Origin of the sequence: Pseudomonas sp. R76, from assembly GCF_009834565.1 — a bacterium.
In the GTDB taxonomy this organism is placed as follows: Bacteria; Pseudomonadota; Gammaproteobacteria; order Pseudomonadales; family Pseudomonadaceae; genus Aquipseudomonas.
Window position 1 is genome coordinate 1,283,146 of record NZ_CP019428.1, and the last position, 15,951, is coordinate 1,299,096.

The 15,951-nt window shown below is 61.1% G+C and carries 12 protein-coding genes; all 12 read right to left on the reverse strand.

Features of this window, described 5'->3' with window-relative positions; all coding sequences use genetic code 11:
- Positions 1 to 8: 8 nt before the first annotated feature.
- The gene (locus PspR76_RS05715; protein WP_159954330.1) at positions 9 to 473 is read right to left on the reverse strand and encodes a multidrug transporter; all 465 of its coding nucleotides are present in this window, start codon (positions 471 to 473) and stop codon (positions 9 to 11) included.
- Positions 474 to 828: 355 nt separating this feature from the next.
- Positions 829 to 2,280: a mannose-1-phosphate guanylyltransferase/mannose-6-phosphate isomerase gene (locus PspR76_RS05720; protein WP_159954331.1), complete on the reverse strand. Its 1,452-nt coding sequence runs from the start codon at positions 2,278 to 2,280 to the stop codon at positions 829 to 831.
- Between the two features lie 150 nt (positions 2,281 to 2,430).
- Positions 2,431 to 3,087: an alginate O-acetyltransferase AlgF gene (locus tag PspR76_RS05725; protein WP_083360051.1), complete on the reverse strand. Its 657-nt coding sequence runs from the start codon at positions 3,085 to 3,087 to the stop codon at positions 2,431 to 2,433.
- 16 nt (positions 3,088 to 3,103) lie between these two features.
- Positions 3,104 to 4,288: an alginate O-acetyltransferase gene (locus tag PspR76_RS05730; protein WP_159954332.1), complete on the reverse strand. Its 1,185-nt coding sequence runs from the start codon at positions 4,286 to 4,288 to the stop codon at positions 3,104 to 3,106.
- A gap of 11 nt (positions 4,289 to 4,299) precedes the next feature.
- The gene (locus PspR76_RS05735; protein ID WP_159954333.1) at positions 4,300 to 5,832 is read right to left on the reverse strand and encodes an MBOAT family O-acyltransferase; all 1,533 of its coding nucleotides are present in this window, start codon (positions 5,830 to 5,832) and stop codon (positions 4,300 to 4,302) included.
- A 195-nt stretch (positions 5,833 to 6,027) separates the two neighbouring features.
- On the reverse strand, positions 6,028 to 7,137 hold the full coding sequence (locus PspR76_RS05740; protein ID WP_159954334.1) for a mannuronate-specific alginate lyase: 1,110 nt from the start codon (positions 7,135 to 7,137) through the stop codon (positions 6,028 to 6,030).
- A 24-nt stretch (positions 7,138 to 7,161) separates the two neighbouring features.
- On the reverse strand, positions 7,162 to 8,607 hold the full coding sequence (locus tag PspR76_RS05745; RefSeq protein WP_159954335.1) for an alginate O-acetyltransferase: 1,446 nt from the start codon (positions 8,605 to 8,607) through the stop codon (positions 7,162 to 7,164).
- Between the two features lie 11 nt (positions 8,608 to 8,618).
- Positions 8,619 to 10,193, reverse strand: a complete 1,575-nt coding sequence (gene algG / locus PspR76_RS05750; protein ID WP_159954336.1) for a mannuronan 5-epimerase AlgG — start codon at positions 10,191 to 10,193, stop codon at positions 8,619 to 8,621.
- A complete protein-coding gene (locus PspR76_RS05755) occupies positions 10,193 to 11,680 on the reverse strand; it encodes an alginate export family protein (protein WP_159954337.1) in 1,488 nt (495 codons plus the stop codon). The genes algG and PspR76_RS05755 overlap by 1 nt, the downstream gene beginning before the upstream one ends.
- Positions 11,677 to 13,101, reverse strand: coding sequence for an alginate biosynthesis TPR repeat lipoprotein AlgK (gene algK, locus PspR76_RS05760; RefSeq protein ID WP_420029964.1), 1,425 nt, complete (start codon positions 13,099 to 13,101; stop codon positions 11,677 to 11,679). The genes PspR76_RS05755 and algK overlap by 4 nt, the downstream gene beginning before the upstream one ends.
- Positions 13,102 to 13,190: 89 nt before the next feature.
- On the reverse strand, positions 13,191 to 14,357 hold the full coding sequence (locus PspR76_RS05765) for an alginate biosynthesis protein Alg44 (protein ID WP_159954338.1): 1,167 nt from the start codon (positions 14,355 to 14,357) through the stop codon (positions 13,191 to 13,193).
- A 36-nt stretch (positions 14,358 to 14,393) separates the two neighbouring features.
- Positions 14,394 to 15,875, reverse strand: a complete 1,482-nt coding sequence (gene alg8, locus PspR76_RS05770; RefSeq protein ID WP_162530290.1) for a mannuronan synthase — start codon at positions 15,873 to 15,875, stop codon at positions 14,394 to 14,396.
- Positions 15,876 to 15,951: the final 76 nt, after the last annotated feature.

Below are 15,951 nucleotides of genomic sequence, written 5' to 3' on the forward strand. Positions count from 1 at the left end.
ATCCTTTGTCAGTCCGAGAAACTGCCTTGCAGGTGCTCGGCGCGGAATTCCAGGGTTTGCGGGCGATAGCCAGGGCGCAACGGCGGTGTGGGCAGGCAATCATCCCAGGTGGCGCCGGCCTGCAACTCGCCGGGGCCACGATAGCGTGGGGCAGCATAGACGTTGTCGGCCAGGTTCACCGTGTCGCCCGGTGCATAGGCGGCGACGCGCCAGCGCAATTCTGTGAGGGGCACGTCATTGCCGTTGTTCAGGATCAGTTTTAACGGGCGATCGGCGGGGCATTCTTGCGGCGCGTAGCTGATGCGCAGTTCCAGGCGCGACAGTTGCGAGGCTTCGCGGTTGTCCAGCCATACCACCCAAATCGCCACAAAGCCCAGGCCGACGGCGGCGGCAAGGGACACCGGCAAGGCCTTGGCAGGGTAGCGCAGCAGCAGGATCAGCCAGGTGATGATCAGTAGAACGCCGATGAACATGGAGACCACCTCGAATAGAGAACGAGCATCCTAACTTAAGCGTAGGTGGGATTGGCTAGCTTGAGATAACTGTTGGTTGGGCGGACGCCATCGCAGGCAAGCCAGCTCCCACAGTTGGAATGCATTCCCCTGTGGGAGCTGGCTTGCCTGCGATGAGGCCCTTACAGCTGATCGTTCCCACGCTCTGCGTGGGCATGCATCCCGTGACGCTCTGCGTCACCAGTGCGCGGAGGGCGGGACGCGGAGCGTCCCAGGCGGCATTCCCACGCGGAGCGTGGGAACGATCAGTCCCCACCCAACCCACTGCGGATAGGGGACGCAATGGGCTGGGTGAGGGCTTCTTTTTACGACTGTTTTATTGCGCGATAGTTTTCACCGACACGCCACGTTCAACCGGCGTGGAGCGTCCATAGATATCTTCGAACCGCTCGATATCGTCTTCGCCCAGGTAGCTGCCCGATTGCACTTCGATGATTTCCAACGGGATCTTGCCCGGGTTGCGCAGGCGGTGCACCGAGGCGATCGGGATGTAGGTGGACTGGTTCTCGCAGAGCAGGAACACGTTGTCGTCACAGGTGACTTCCGCCGTGCCGCTGACCACGATCCAGTGTTCGGCGCGGTGGTGGTGCATTTGCAGCGACAGGCACGCGCCCGGCTTGACCGAGATGTGCTTGACCTGGAAACGCCCGCCCATGTCCACCGAGTCGTAGGAACCCCACGGACGATAGACTTCACAGTGGTTCTGGGTTTCGCTGCGGCCCTGGTCGTTGAGGGTGTTGACCATCTGCTTGACGCCCTGAACCTTGTCTTTGTGGGCAATCATCATCGCGTCTTTGGTTTCCACCACCACGATGTTGTCCAGGCCGATCACCGACACCAGTTTGCCGTTGCCGTGGATCATGCAGTTGCGGCTGTCCTGGATCACCACGTCGCCTTTGCTGACGTTACCGTTGGCGTCTTTGTCGTTGACCGCCCACAGCGAGGCCCAGCAACCCACGTCGCTCCAACCGGCACTCAACGGCACCACACAGGCGCGCTGGGTTTTTTCCATCACGGCGTAGTCGATGGAATTGTCCGGGCAGCAGGCGAACGTGGCTTCGTCGAAGGTCACGGTGTCGGCGGTCTGCTCACTGCGCTCCAGGGTCAGCACGCAAGTGTCGTAGATGTCCGGGTCGTGCTTTTTCAGCTCTTCGAGGAAACGGCTGGCACGGAACAGGAACATGCCGCTGTTCCAGAAATAACCGCCGCTTTTGACAAACTCGACAGCGCGTTTTTCATCCGGTTTTTCCACGAACTGCTGCACAAGGCTCACGCCTTCGGGCAGCAGCGAATCATTGGTGGACTTGATGTAGCCATAACCGGTTTCCGGGCGGGTGGCCGGTACGCCGAACAGCACCATCTCGCCACGCTCGGCGGCCACGGTGGCCAGTGCCAGGGCGCGCTGCAGGGCTTTCTGGTCGTCGAGCACGTGGTCGGCCGGCAGCACCAGCATCAGTTCGTCGCGGCCTTCGTTGACCAGCATCATCGCGGTCAAGGCCACGGCCGGTGCGGTGTTGCGCCCGAACGGCTCCATCAGGATGCGCTGGCATTCGAGGTTACGCGCACTCAGTTGCTCGTTGACGATAAAGCGGTGGTCTTTGTTGCAGACCACAATCGGTGAGTCCATGCCTTCGAACACCAGGCGCTCCAGGGTTTGCTGGAACAGCGTGTGCTCGCCGGTCAGGGCCAGGAATTGTTTCGGGAACTGTTTACGGGAAAGCGGCCAAAGACGTGAGCCGCTACCACCGGAAAGGATAACTGGAATCATGGGGGTTTCTCCTTGAATCGATTTGGGTCAGAGCCTGTGGGAGGGGGCTTGCTCCCGAAAGCGGTGTTTCAGTCAGCACATCTGTTGCTGAACCACCGCATTCGCGAGCAAGCCCGCTCCCACAGGGGGAGCGTCAAATTGAAAAGCTAATCAGCGGGTCGACACTGGGCGTTTCACCCAGACTGGCGAAATGCTCGAACCGGAACCGGTCACGTACAGCACCGCCGCCTCACCACGTTCCAACGCCACCGGCTTCACATCGCCGACTTTCTTGTCACCGTCATACAACGCCAGGCTCACTTTCACTGGGTTGATTTCGCGCTCGCCGCGGCCTTTGGCAGCCACCGACTTGACCACGTCGGTCTTGCCGTCGGCCGTCTTCAAGGTCAGGGCCTTGTCGCTGAGGTTCTGCACGCGTACCAGGGATTTCTGCTTGTTCTTGAACGGCGGTTCTTCGATCAGCTGTGGCTGGCCGCTGCCGCTGTTGACCAGGGTGTAGTAATGATCGGCGGCGAGCTTGACCGGCACGGTCTGGCTGCCGACCTTGGCGCTGTAGTCACCGCCCGGCATAAAGCTGAAGTCGCTGCTGGCCAGTGGCGCAACGTCGCTGAGGTTGGTGGCGCCGACGGTGGCGCTGACTTCCTGGTTGGAAGCGTTGTACACACGTACGAAGCTCGAACCTTTTGGTGCGGTTGGGCCGTAGAGCGCGGCGTCACCACCGGCGAAGGCGGACATCGACACAATGCTCATACCGGCAGCCAGGGCCAGAGTCTTGGCGAGACGACGAGGAGTTGTAGTGAAAGTCATGTGAGTTACCTCTCTTTCAGTTTTGCGCCCGGTCGGGCGTCTCGGATTTTTGGGTTTTAGCTGGGGTGTTCAGTGCCATGTTCTGTTGGCGCGAACCGGCTTGTTTAAGCTGCGCAACCCACTGCGGGTCGGCGTCACCGATTTCGTTGTTGACGGGCAGATAACGTTCAGGGAACTCCCAGATCAGCACCTGTGGCGGGCGGTTCTTGAAGTCGTCGCTTTTCAGGTAGCTGAGCATCGGCAGAATCGGGCCGTGGCCGTCTTCGGAGTAGTTGATGACGTCGCTGTGCAAGGCTTGCTTGAGCGCGCCGACGAAGTTCCAGTTGGGGTTGGCGCTGTAGCTGGTACCGACCAGTGCCACCGGGGTTTCACTGTCCGCAAACAGGGCGTCGTCGCCTTTGTTTTCAGCCAGGTGCGTGACGCGTTTTTGCAGCGGCTCTTTAGGCGGCATCAGGTTTTCAAACAGCGGGTCCAGCGGCAGGAACAGACGCAGGTCGCCTCTGTGGGGTTCGGTCTTTTCCGCTTCGGTGACAAAGCGCTGCGGCTCGCCGCTCAAAGGTGTTTTTTCAGCAATGGTCTTGGCTAATTGCTTGGCGGCGATTTCGGCGCCGTCCGGCGTCCAGTGTGTGTCGGTGCGCAGGAACACTTGCGTGCCACCCAGCTTGGCCTGTTGCAACGGGCCGAGCAGGTCCGGGGCGATGATCTTGTCGGCCGCGACACGGACGTGGAAGTCTTCGTACAGGTTGGCGTGGATGCTCGCCGGTTTTACTTCACCCAGGTGTTCCGGGTACAGGCGCACCTTGGCCGGCACGATGGCCATCACCAATTGAATGCCTTGGGCCTTGAGCTTCTGGCGCACGCCTTCGACCAGCGCATAGTTGCCCTCAAGGTTCTGGTCTTCGTTGACGATGGGGTTGAACTCCTCGTCGCTGTACAACCAGTGATCGCGACCCAGCACCACGCCAGGGCGACCTTCGTTGAACAGCTTGTAGTCCAGCGCCGCCCACAGGTTGGTGCCGATGCGCTTGATCGGGAACTGGTCGTCGTAGTGCGTCTCGACGGCTTTGGTCCAGCGGCCGTTGAGCACTGTGGCGTCGGCATTGGTGCTGAAGCCGAAGAAACTGCGCAGCGACCAGGCGCCCAGGGCCAGCAGCACCAGCAGGAACAGCGCGATATAGAGGACGCGGAATGAACGGGTCATGGTCGGCTCCCTCAGAATTGGAAGTAAAGGAACGGCGAGAAACTCTGCGCCGACAGTTTGAGAATCGACGCCACGAACAGCAGCAGCACCGCAGCGCGCATGGCGTAGCGTGGCCAGTCAGCGGTCCAGTAGGCCGGTTGTACGGCGGCGTCCTGGCCGACGGTGAAACCTGGCTGGTGGATGCTGTCCGGGTTGTCGCCAGGCACCGCTTTGATCAAGCTCGGGTCGGCCGGCTTGGCTTTCTCGGCAGGGCGATTGGTGTAGAAGTCGCGCAGGCCGAAGAACGCCAGCGTTGCGTATGCCACCACCAGGGTTGCCACTTGCAGGCCGGTGAGGCTGGCGCGGTTGAGTTCCGACAGTGACCACTCGCCAAAGCTGAACATCGCACCGTACATACGGCCGGCAACGTGCAGGTTCTCGGCGCGGAAGATCACCCAGCCCATCACCACCAGCAGGAAGGTGAAGGCCCAGCGCACCACGTTGAAGCTGCGCGGCGCGGTGTTGAGGCCGATGGCTTTTTCAATCGCCAGCCACATGCCGTGCCAGGCGCCCCACACGATGTAGGTGATGTTCGCGCCATGCCACAGGCCACCGAGCAGCATGGTCAGGAACAGGTTGCGGTAAGTGGTCAGCGTGCCTTTACGGTTGCCGCCCAGGGTGATGTACAGGTAGTCACGCAGCCAGGTCGACAGGCTGATGTGCCAGCGGCGCCAGAACTCGGTGATCGACTGGCTGATGTACGGCTGTTTGAAGTTTTCCATGAAGCGAAAACCCATCATCAAGCCCAAACCGATGGCCATGTCGCTGTAGCCGGAGAAGTCGAAGTACAGCTGCGCGGTGTAGGCCAGCGCGCCGAGCCAGGCATCGCCGGTAGTGGGGTTTTGCAGGGCGAAGCAATGGTCGGCCACCACCGCCAGGGTGTCGGCGATAAAGACTTTCTTGATGAAACCCTGCATGAACCGCGTGCAGCCCTCGGAGAACTTGTCGAGGGTGTGCGTGCGGTTGTTGAACTGGTCGGCCAGGTCGCGAAAGCGCAACACCGGGCCGGCAATCAAGTGCGGGAAGATCGCCACGAACGCCGCAAAGTCGATGAGGTTGCGCGTGGCCGGGGTGTCACCGCGGTACACGTCGATGATGTAGCTGATCGACTCGAAGATGTAGAACGAGATCCCGATCGGCAACAGCACGTGGGTCAGAATGAACGGCTCCAGGCCCGCCGACTTCATCATCACGTTGATGCTGTCGACACCGAAGTTGGCGTACTTGAAGTAGCCGAGGATGCACAGGTCGATTGCCACGCCGAGCAACAGCCAGCGCTGGGCCGGCTTGGTGCGCACGCCGGCGGCACCGACCTTGAGGCCGATCCAGTAATTCCACAGCGTCACGGCGGCGAACAGCGCCAGGAAGTCCACTCGCCACCAGGCGTAGAACACATAGCTGGCAATCAGCAGCAGCAGGTTGCGATAGCGTTGCCCGCTCAAGTAGTACAAGCCGAGAAAGATCGGCAAGAACAGAAACAGGAACACATTGGACGAGAAAACCATCCCGATCTCTCCATGTTTAACAGACAGTCAAGGGCCAGAGCCCCCCCAACCCCCCCCCCCACGATTTCGGGGGAGGCTGTGATCGTTCCCCCGCTCTGCGTGGGAATGCCTCACTGGACGCTCTGCGTCCGCTTTTGGGACGCAGAGCGTCCCTGGCTGCATTCCCACGCGGAGCGTGGGAACGATCATCAGCCGCTAGTTGCCTTTGTTGCCTTTCTCATGCGTCGGGTCGTAGACCTTGGTCAGGTCACCGCCCAGTCGGAAGGTCTTGAACGGCTGCATGCCATGCTTGCGTTCGAGCACATCCGGGGCGCAGGTGTAGAGGGTGCAGAAGGGTTCAAGCCAGGCGAACTTCATGTCCTCCTTGAGATCCTTCATGTCCTGTTCCTTGCCGTTCTTCTTCTCGAAGATTTCCGGGTCTTTGACCCCGGCCAGCACTTTGTCACCCAGGCGTTTCAACGCGCCGTTGTTTTCCTGGCGCAAATCAACACCATTAACCAGGGCAAAACTGGCGATCATCGACAGCGGTGGCAGCGCGTAGTTGTGGTACGACAAGGCCCGTTGCTGACGCTTCAATTCGTTGGGCAAAAAGCCCTGGTCATCGACCTGGTTGGCGCCGACTTTGTATTCCTTCACCGCCCAATCAAACAGGTCGCGGCGGTTGACGGCGACGGACGTCGCCATCACCGACCAGGCAGCCCAGTAGGAGTGGTTGTTGGTTTTTTCCAGCGGCAGGTTGTCCCAATCGCTCACCACCTGATCGGCCAGCTTGTTGAACCAGGCTTCGATCAACTGCGATTCCTGCTGGTGGTTGGCCAGCGGGTGCGAGTCGGAGAACTTCAGGCGCACATAGGCCGAGGCCATGCTGCCCAACGCCCATTTGCGCATGGACTTGCCGGTGTGGTTGAAGTCCTTGGACATCAACGCATTCGCCTTGGCCCAGCTGGTAAGCCAGTTCAGGGTGCATTCCAGTTGCTGCGGACGACCGTCGCGCATGAACTGCATCACGCGCTTGCTGGTGTCTTTTTCCAGCTTGGTGATGTCGGCGGTGCTGTCGCGAAAGGCTTTTTCGGATTGCACATTCAGGGTGGAACGGGCTTTGTCCGAACCTTCGTACTTGCTGCGAAATTGCAGCGAGCCGGTGTACGGCGCCGGCATGGCGTCGCAGTCATTCTTGAAGTCGCCGGTCTTGAACGCTTCCACCGGGGCGAAATAACCCTGGGGCGGGCGCAGTGGCGCGGCGGCGTTGGCTGCGCCGGCGAATATCGCCAGGCCCAGTAACGATGGGATCAATAACTTCTGCATAGGTAACCTCATTGCATACTTAATTCACGGCGTTGAGGCAGTCTGTTGACCACCCGCTGGGAATACGTTGCGTGTGCAAATTTTCGCTTCGACTTTCTGCGCGGCAGCACCCGCTTCGGGGCCCTGCACTTCAACGGCCAGCAAGTTCTGCGAGGCCCAGTCTTCATCGGTGCGCAGTTCAAAGGCGAAACGCCCGTCTGTATCGGATGTTTCGGGTTTCTCGATCTTGATGTCCTCGTGGCGCCCGTTCATGTACCAGAGGGTGGCTTGCAAGGTTTTCACCGACGGGTCGGCGAAGCGGATGTCGACCTGGTGACTGCTGTTACGCAGGTCTTTGTTCGAACTGTTCACCAGCAATTCGTTCTTGCCGGGTTTCAACGTCGTGCTGGCGCTCATCTGCGCGGTCTTGCCTTCGCAGCCGTTGTCGAGCAGCGACATCATCTGGCGGTAGATGGTCTCCTGGTCGAGGCGGTACAGCGGCGAGAATTCCCAGATCAGAATTTTCGGCGGGGTTTTCTGGAATTCGTCGCTGCCCAGGTACTGGATCATCGAGCCTTCGAGACCACCGCCAGGGAAGGCGACGTTGAGGATGTCGGCACCGATTTCCTGTTCCAGGAAACCGGCAAAGTTGTAGTTCTTGCCGCTGTGGCTGGTGCCGACCAGGGTAATCTGCGGGTTGCCCGAATCGCCGAAGAGGTCGCCGTCACCGGCTTCGCCCTTGGGTTCGGTGGTGAACTGGTCCATGTACTGGATCGCGTAGCTGGTGCCGCACAGTTGCCCGGCCATGTTGTGCAAGGTGCCGGTCTTGCCCATGCGCCCGGAGCGCTTGGTTTCGAACTCACGCTTGGGAATATCCGCGAACTCAGGCATCGCACGGACTTTGGCACCGACGATTTTTGCCGTGCGCTGGGCGCCGTAAGGGGTCCAGTGTTGGTCGCCACGGAAGTAGAAATCGTGGGCCGGCAGTTCATCCGGCAGTTGCTCGTTAGTCAGCGGCGAGAGGTCCGGCACCACGTAACCCATCTTGGCGAAACGGCCGAGCATGGTCTTGTAGTTGCCCAGTGCCTTGTCGAAATCGAACTTGGCTTTTTCTTCCGGGTTGAGCTTGTTGCGGTTCACCAGGCCACGGGTCGGCTGGTAGACCACCACCAGTTCCACGCCCTTGGCCTTGAACGCATCGTGCAGCTGCTGCATGCGTTTGTAGCCGGCGGGGCTGGTGTCGAATTCGGTGCGCAAATCTTCCTGGGTACGGAACAGCCAGTCGCCCTGGGCTTGCACCAGGGTGGTGAAGTTCTGCTGGTAACGCGTGGTGTAGTTCTTCGCGTCATGGGCGGCCGGGCACAGGCTGCAGCACGGTTCGGCGGTAAAGGTCGGCGCCTTGATTTCATCGGCGCGTACGCCTTGGCTGGCCGCCAGCAGGCCGAGGGTCAGACCCGAGAGGCTCAGCAGTTTGATCATGTGTGGGTGCATAAGGGTCATCCTCAGTCCTGCATTTCGGTCTGGCGTTCGACAGGGTCAATCAGCACGGCTTTCTGTTGGCGCACCAACAGGTCGAGAATTTCTTCCTGCCGATCACCCAGCACGCCGTTGAAGCTGATACCGCTGGATTTGGTCGGCGCCAGCATCGACACGCGGTACAGCTCGACACTCAGTGGCGAGTCGATCGACAGCGGCCCGCTGCCGTTACCCGCCAATTCACCGCCAACCACGATCAGCGAGACCTTGGCGTCGAACGGGTCGAGGGCGATGTCGCGGTCGGTGTCGGTCAAATCCTTGATGTGGCCGTACACGCCGGTCAGGCCGTTGGCCATCGCGGTGTTCTCGTACAGGCGGATGTTCACGCTGTTACGGATACGAATGCCGTGGCGACGGTTGGCGATCACCTTGTTGCCCCACAGCAGGTTGTCGGCGCTTTCATACAGCGTGATGCCGTCGGTGTGGTTGCGGTAGATCTCGTTGTCGGCGATCAGGTTGTTGACGCTGTTACGGTCGATCACCAGGCCCGACAGCTTGTTGTCGTAGCTGCGGTTGTTGAAGATGAAGCTGTCGTTCACTTCACGGGAAATGATGATGCCGTGCTTCTTCTTGGTGCCGTAGACGGTGTTGTCGGCGATGATCAGGCCGTGGGAACGGTCGTGCGGGTCAATGCCGTAGACGATGTTGTCTTTGTAGGTGTTGCCCTTGAGCACAAAGCCCGTGGTCTCGTAGCAGTAGAAGCCGTACCACATGTCCGAGAACTCGGAATCGACGATCCAGCCGGTCGGCTCAGGGCGCTTGAGCACCTTGGCCATGTTCGGCGTGTACTGGGAAATACTCACCCCGTACGACTTACTGTTGGCGTAGCCGAAACTGGCCATTTTGCTGTTGGCGACGTAGGTCTCGGTGCCGCCCCAGGCCAGCAGGAACGGGCGGAATTCCTTGGGTGACTGGAACAGTGCCGGGCCATTGGTCTTTTCATTCCAGCCGGTGATCCGGGTGTCACGCACAAACAGCTGGCCGTCGTTGATCAGGAACGAACCGGCTTGTTGCGACAGGCGCAGCTCCTGGGTTTTCTTGTCTATTTCGAGGATGCCTTTGCGCCCGACCACGATCGGCAGCTTGGCCAGAAACACGCCCGGCGAGGTTTCGCTGAGGTACTGCTTGGGCACTTTGCCGAGCAGGTCCTTGAGGTTCATGTAGCCGTCGTCGACAAAGATCGCCTGGGGAATGCCGTGCTGGCGCACCACCCATTCGGCCATCTTGTTGTCGCCGCCGATAAAGTCCTTGAGCGCGTCTTCCTGCATCATGCGGCGGATGCTGATTTTGCCCGGCTTGGTTCTGACGATCTTTTTTTCCATCGCCGCGCCGGTGTAGCCCGACAGGTCCGGCAGCGCGGGCTTGGCCATTTCCAGCGGCGCCGTCGGCGGGCTGGAAATGGTGTAGGTCTTGGCCTGTTGCAGTTCTTTGGCGATGGTCGGCGCCTTGCCCTGCTGCGGGGTGTCGGCAAACGCTGTGGCACTGGCCATCAGCATCGCGGCAACCAGCATTTTTTGAGGAATCATTGCGCAGGCTCCCATCAGAACTTCCAGATCACGTCGACAAAGGCGCGATGCATGTACGAGTCGACCTGGCTGCCATACGCGTCACCCGTCTTGAACACGCCGGCACGAAAGCGCACCAGCGCCGACGGTTCGTCGATCGACTGGCTGAGCGCGGCCGGCAGCAGGCCTTTCTTGAAGTACTTGGTGACCACCAGGTCCATCTCCTGGCCCAGGTCCTTCTTGCCGTCTTCGAGCGGCAGGGAAGTGCTGGACAGGATCGCGCCGGTCACGTCGTCGGTGTTGTTCTGCACGGCATCGATGCCGTTGCTGCCCACCGGCTTGTTGCCGTCGACACGCCAGAACTTGTGGTAGACCAGGCTGGCGTCGTAGTCCTCACGCAGCTGCCAGGAACCGAACAGGCTCATCGACTGCATGTTGTTCATTTCGCCGCGAAACGCCTCGCCGAAGCGGTGCACGCGGGACTGGGTGCCGGTCCAGTTCGAGCGGTTGCTTTGCAGGCCGTTCTGCTCGTAGTTGGCGCTCGCGCGGGAGTACGCCGCGCCGACTTGCCACTGCGGGTCCAGACGCAGGCGAATGCCGAGGTCGGTGGCCCAGCCACTCACGTCGTCGCTGCGCTTGGCTTCGGTTGGGCGAGTGCCGTCTTTGTTCAGGGCGTTGACCGTGTCGCGGTCGCCTTTCATGCCGGTGACGCTGGCCCAGTAGTTGACGGTGTTGGTGTTGCGCCAGTTGTAGGCGTCGCTGTTGGCTTCGATGCCGAGCCAGGTCAGGTCGCCATTCTCGCGTTTGTCCAACGGGTCGGTGGCCACGCCCGGTTCGGCGTAGTCGAGCTTGCCGTCGTCGTGGGTGTGGTGACCGCGCAGGCCGATCCACTGGCCCGGCGTCCACTGGTAGGCGGCGTCGGCGTAGAAGTGCTGGCGGTCCTTGTCCTTGGGCGACAGTTCCTTGAGGTCGGTGCGGTATTCGCTGAAGCGTTCGGCGGCGCCGACATTGGCCTTGAGCAAGGTGGTGTCGAAGGTCCAGTTCAGCGCCTCGATGTTGGTGTCGCGCCATTGGCCGTCGTCATTGCGCAGGCGCTGGCGACCGAACTTGAGGATCTCGCCAGGGTAGGGCGTAAAGCCGCTGTAGCCGACCCAGAACTCGCGCAGGGCCAAGTAGTTTTTCTTGGCTTTGCGGTCGTCGTTGCTCGATTGTTCGGTGGTGTCATCGGCCGACTGTTGCAGGGTGTCGGTCTCGATGATGTCGCTGGAGGTCACGGCCTGACCCATGGCGTAGGCGCTCCACGCGCCGCTTTCGCCGTAGACCCACGGGCGCAGGTCGAGGCCGATGCCGTTGACGTCGCCGCCTTTCTGCGTGCCGAGGTCGCGGTCATCTTCGGACTGCGCGGTGGCTTTGACTTCCAGGCCGAAGTTCTTGGCTTCGGTCAGCGCGGCCAGGGTCGGGCACGACCACAGCAGGGCGAAGGTCAGGCCGATGCCGGCCTTGACGAATGGGTTGAGCTTCATAGGGATTCCTCGCCGTCTTCTTCTTGCAGGGCGTGCAGTTGCAGCGTGCTCTGGGCCAGGGTGCCGCGCGCGGCCAGTTCCTGTTGCACCAGGCGTTGGCCTTCGGCGCGTTGCTCCGGCGTGAGCGGGGCTTCGAGCTGCGTGGCCAAGTCATTGGCCTCTGGCGTGTCCTGGGCTTTAGCCAACTGGCTGAAGACATAGGCGTTCAATGGGTCGGGCTTGGTGCCCTTGCCTTGGGAAAACAACTGGGCGATGGCGAAGTCGGCGCTGTTCTGGCCGTTGCGTGCAGCGGTCAGCAGGTGGTCGAGGGCTTTTTGCGAATAGACCTTGCCCAGGTAGCCCCGGCGGTAGATCTGGCCGAGGTAGTAATCGGCGGCCACTTCCTTGCCCACGGCTTTTTCGAAATGCGCTTCGGCGGCCTTGGCGTCGGCCGGCACCCACTTGCCTTCGTAATAGAGCTTGCCCAGCAACAGCTCGGCGCGCGGCTGGTCGGCGGCGCGGCCGTTGTCCAGGTACTTCATCATCTGGTCGACGTCACCCAGTTCCGGGAAGTCGTAGAGCAGTTGCGCCAGGCTGACCCAGGAAGCGGGGTAGCCAGGGGCGATTTTTTCCAGCAGCGCTTGCGCGGTTTTCTCGTCGGTTTTGCCCAGGGTCGCATCACCCAAGACACGTGCGACGCTGTCGACGCGTTGTGCGGTGACGGTGCCACGGCTGTAACCGGCTTCCATCTGCTTGAGCAGTTCGGCCTGTTTTTCCGGCTCGGCTTTTTTCTGGTAGACCGTGGCCAGCTCGACGTAGCAGATGTCGGTGGTGTTCAGCGCGGCCTTGCAGATGCGCTCCACGTCATCCAGATGCTGGTCGTAGGTGTCCTGGGTGCGGTACAGCAGCACCTGGGCCAGACCGGCTTCCGGGTAACCCGCCGCTTGCCATTTGCTGATCTGCTGCTGGGCATTCACGTTGGGGAAGCTGTGCGGGTATTGCAGGTACAGCATCGCCAGCGGGATCAGGGTGTTGCCTTCGCCATTGGCAAAGGCTTTTTTCAACAGGCCTTCGGCTTCATGCTGCTCAGCCTCGGTGGCGCCGGGTTTGGCCACCAACAGGCGACCCAGGCGCGCCTGAGCGCGGGGCGAGGTATCGGCAGCGGCGCGGTAGGTGGCCTCGGCCTGGCGGATTTGCTCGGGGTCGCGGGTGGTCACCTGGATATCGGCCAGGCCGACTTGGGCCTCGCTGTAACCCAGGTCTGCCAGTTGCTGGTAATTCTGCTGGGCGGTGACGGTGTCGCCGCGCTTCAAGGCTTCGTTGGCCAGGCGCTGGTCGGGCAGGCCGGCGCAACCGGCGAGACTGACCGCAACAGCCAGCAACGCCGCAGTACCCATGTGGGAGCGGGCTTGCTCGCGAAGAGGGCGTGTCAGTTGATGCATGTGTTGGCTGACACACTGCTTTCGCGAGCAAGCCCGCTCCCACAGGGATTGCGGTGTATTTGAGAGAGTCATCACAGGCATGTCCTCGCTTACAGACCGTGAGCCGTGGCTTTGTCGATCAGCCAGTTCAGGGACGGGCCACGGTCGCTGGTCACTTCAACCGGGCGGCCGGCGTAGGTGCTGTCCAGCGGTGCGTCCGGCTTGATCTGCACGCGGATGTCGGAGGACAGGTCGGCGCTGTTCAGGCTGGTGCTGCTGACGATGGTGCCAGTGCGGATCTGTTCTTCGTCGGCGACCTGGAAACTCACTGGAGTGCCTGGGCGAACGTCGGCGAACTGGCGATAGGTGAAGCGCGCTTCCACGTTGGCCAGGCTGCCGCGTGGCACCAGTTGGAAGATCACATCGCCCTTGTTGGCGTACTGGCCGTCGGCGACCATTTGCTGGGCAACCACGCAATCACACGGCGAGGTCAGGGTGCCGGTCATTTGCTTGCCGAACAGCTCTTCAACCTTGGCCGGTTGCAGTTGGTCTTCGTCCAGATGGCCCTTGAGCACATCGAGCATGCTGGTGCTGAAGGTCGCCAGTGGCGCGCCTTTGGCCGCGACCGCGTCACCTTTGAGCAGGCTTTGCACGGTGCCGTCGCGCGGCATCGTCACGTTCATGCCCGGCACGCTGACCAGGCCGGCCTGGGCGTGGCTGACGAAGTACATGCCATACACCGACTTGAAGACAAAGCCGAATGCGGCGAGGCCGACGATGAAAATACCTGCGCTGAACACCACGGCGCGCAGGCGACCGAACGCGGTCATGCCGCTGCCGCCGTCCTTGACCTTGCGCGCCTTGGTGAAGTTGTCGCGTTGCAGGGTGGCGAGTACGTCGCCCATGGTCACAATGTCGCCGGACAAGTGCGAGGTGATCAAGTGGCGCAGGGTCGAGATGTCTTGTTGTTCCAGGTTCTGGAACTGGCAACCGGTGCGGCCGGTCTGGCGGTCGTAGGAGCGAATCTGCAGCTCTACGTCCATCGCCAGGCCTAGGTTGTCGATGACGAATTGCAGGCGGCCTTTGTGCACTTCACCGACGGTCAGCGGCTGGGTGGCGGTGAACGCCAGGCCACCGGCGGACAGGTCGATCACCCGCGCTTCGGTCTGGGAACGGTCGGTGTTGAAGAAGCGCAGCTTGGCCGGGATTTTCACGCGGGCATGTTGGCGCTGGGCTTCGGACTCGTGGACAACGTTGGCGTTTACTTGGCTATTCATGGTGTGTAGTTCCTAGTTAATTCAGGCTTGGCAGGGTCAGACCATCATCAGCAACACGGCGATGAAAATGCTGCCGGCGGAGAAGGTCATGGTCCGAGACGACCAGGTGTTGAACCAACGTTGAAAGCTGGCCAAATCGCGGGTCAGTTTGGTGTCCTGGCGGGTCCAGGACTGTTGATCAAGGCGGAAGAACACGTAGATCTTCACCAGCGCGCCCATGATCTGGTTGTAATAGAGAATCACCGGGTACGCCGGGCCGATCTTGTGGCCGGAGCACGACAGCAGCAGGGTCAGAATCAGGCGGGTGATGCCGATCCACAGCAGGTACGCGAGGATGAACGCGCCGCCGTATTTGAAGGTGGCGATGATTGCCACGGTCAGGCCGAGCAGGGAGGTCCACATCGACACGCGCTGGTCGAACAACACCACGCTGGTGAACAGGCCGAGCCGACGCACGCCCAGGCCCAGGGCGCGGGAGTTCTGGCGCAGGTTGTTGCCGTACCAGCGGAACATCAGCTTGCGGCTGGCCTTGATAAAGCTCTTTTCCGGCGGGTGTTCCACGGTGTTGATCGCGGCGTCCGGCACGTAGAAGGTGTCGTAGCCCAGGCGCATCAGGCTGAACCAGCTGGACTTGTCATCGCCGGTCAGGAACTTGAAACGGCCCAGGCGCCAGTGTTGCAGCGAGTCGCTTTCCACGTCGGCGATAAAGCCCGGGTCGGTGACCACGCTGGCACGGAACACCGACATGCGACCGGTCATGGTCAGCACGCGCTTGGACAGGGCCATGGAGCACATGTTGATGTGGCGCTGGGCGAAGCGCAGCTTGTGCCATTCGCTCATGATGTAGCCGCCGCGCACTTCGCAGAACTCGTTGGTGGTCAGGCCGCCGACATTGCCGAACAGCTGGAACCACGGCACGGTTTTGCGCACTACGCCTTCGGCGAGCACGGTGTCGCCATCGATCACTGCTACCACCGCACGGTCGTCCGGCAGGTGGCGGGAGATGGCGCGGAAGCCAAAGGCCAGGCCGTCGCGCTTGCCAGTACCGGCGATGCGTACGAAATCGAGCTTCACGTGTTCCGGTGGGTTCATGCGTTCCCACAGGCTTTTCACCAGCAGCTCATCGGACATTTCCACCAGCGAGCAGACCACGGTGGTGGGGAAGCCGCATTCGATGGCCTCGCGAATGACCGAGCTGTAAACCTGTGCGGTGGTCAGTGCATCGATACGAAAACTGGTGACCATCAGGAACACATGGGACGGGTCCGCCGACTTGCCCAGCTTGCGCACTTTACGGCGCAGGTGCGGGTAGACCACATACAGGAACAGCATGCCGCGAAAGAAATGCGTAGCACCCATCGAGTAGCGCCAGATACCGACGGCGCCAATCAGGAAAATAAAATTCTTCGACTCGGAGTCGAACGTACTCGCCGGTAAGAGCAGGGCGAGTCCCATCAGCAGGCTCAAGAAGAACAGCCAGCCGGCAGATTGGAGCAGTACGTGTTTTAACTTGGACATAAGCGTCATCCGAAGGTGAAGAAGGCTCCAGGCTGCAAGCGCTGGGGATTGGTACGCTTGCAGCCTGAAACTTGCC

Excerpts from the sequence above, each read along its gene's own strand:
- PspR76_RS05715 (WP_159954330.1), bottom strand. The coding sequence starts at position 473 with ATGTTCATCGGCGTTCTACTGATCATCACCTGGCTGATCCTGCTGCTG.
- PspR76_RS05720 (WP_159954331.1), bottom strand. The coding sequence starts at position 2,280 with ATGATTCCAGTTATCCTTTCCGGTGGTAGCGGCTCACGTCTTTGGCCG.
- PspR76_RS05725 (WP_083360051.1), bottom strand. The coding sequence starts at position 3,087 with ATGACTTTCACTACAACTCCTCGTCGTCTCGCCAAGACTCTGGCCCTG.
- PspR76_RS05730 (WP_159954332.1), bottom strand. The coding sequence starts at position 4,288 with ATGACCCGTTCATTCCGCGTCCTCTATATCGCGCTGTTCCTGCTGGTG.
- PspR76_RS05735 (WP_159954333.1), bottom strand. The coding sequence starts at position 5,832 with ATGGTTTTCTCGTCCAATGTGTTCCTGTTTCTGTTCTTGCCGATCTTT.
- PspR76_RS05740 (WP_159954334.1), bottom strand. The coding sequence starts at position 7,137 with ATGCAGAAGTTATTGATCCCATCGTTACTGGGCCTGGCGATATTCGCC.
- PspR76_RS05745 (WP_159954335.1), bottom strand. The coding sequence starts at position 8,607 with ATGCACCCACACATGATCAAACTGCTGAGCCTCTCGGGTCTGACCCTC.
- algG (WP_159954336.1), bottom strand. The coding sequence starts at position 10,193 with ATGGGAGCCTGCGCAATGATTCCTCAAAAAATGCTGGTTGCCGCGATG.
- PspR76_RS05755 (WP_159954337.1), bottom strand. The coding sequence starts at position 11,680 with ATGAAGCTCAACCCATTCGTCAAGGCCGGCATCGGCCTGACCTTCGCC.
- algK (WP_420029964.1), bottom strand. The coding sequence starts at position 13,101 with ATGCATCAACTGACACGCCCTCTTCGCGAGCAAGCCCGCTCCCACATG.
- PspR76_RS05765 (WP_159954338.1), bottom strand. The coding sequence starts at position 14,357 with ATGAATAGCCAAGTAAACGCCAACGTTGTCCACGAGTCCGAAGCCCAG.
- alg8 (WP_162530290.1), bottom strand. The coding sequence starts at position 15,875 with ATGTCCAAGTTAAAACACGTACTGCTCCAATCTGCCGGCTGGCTGTTC.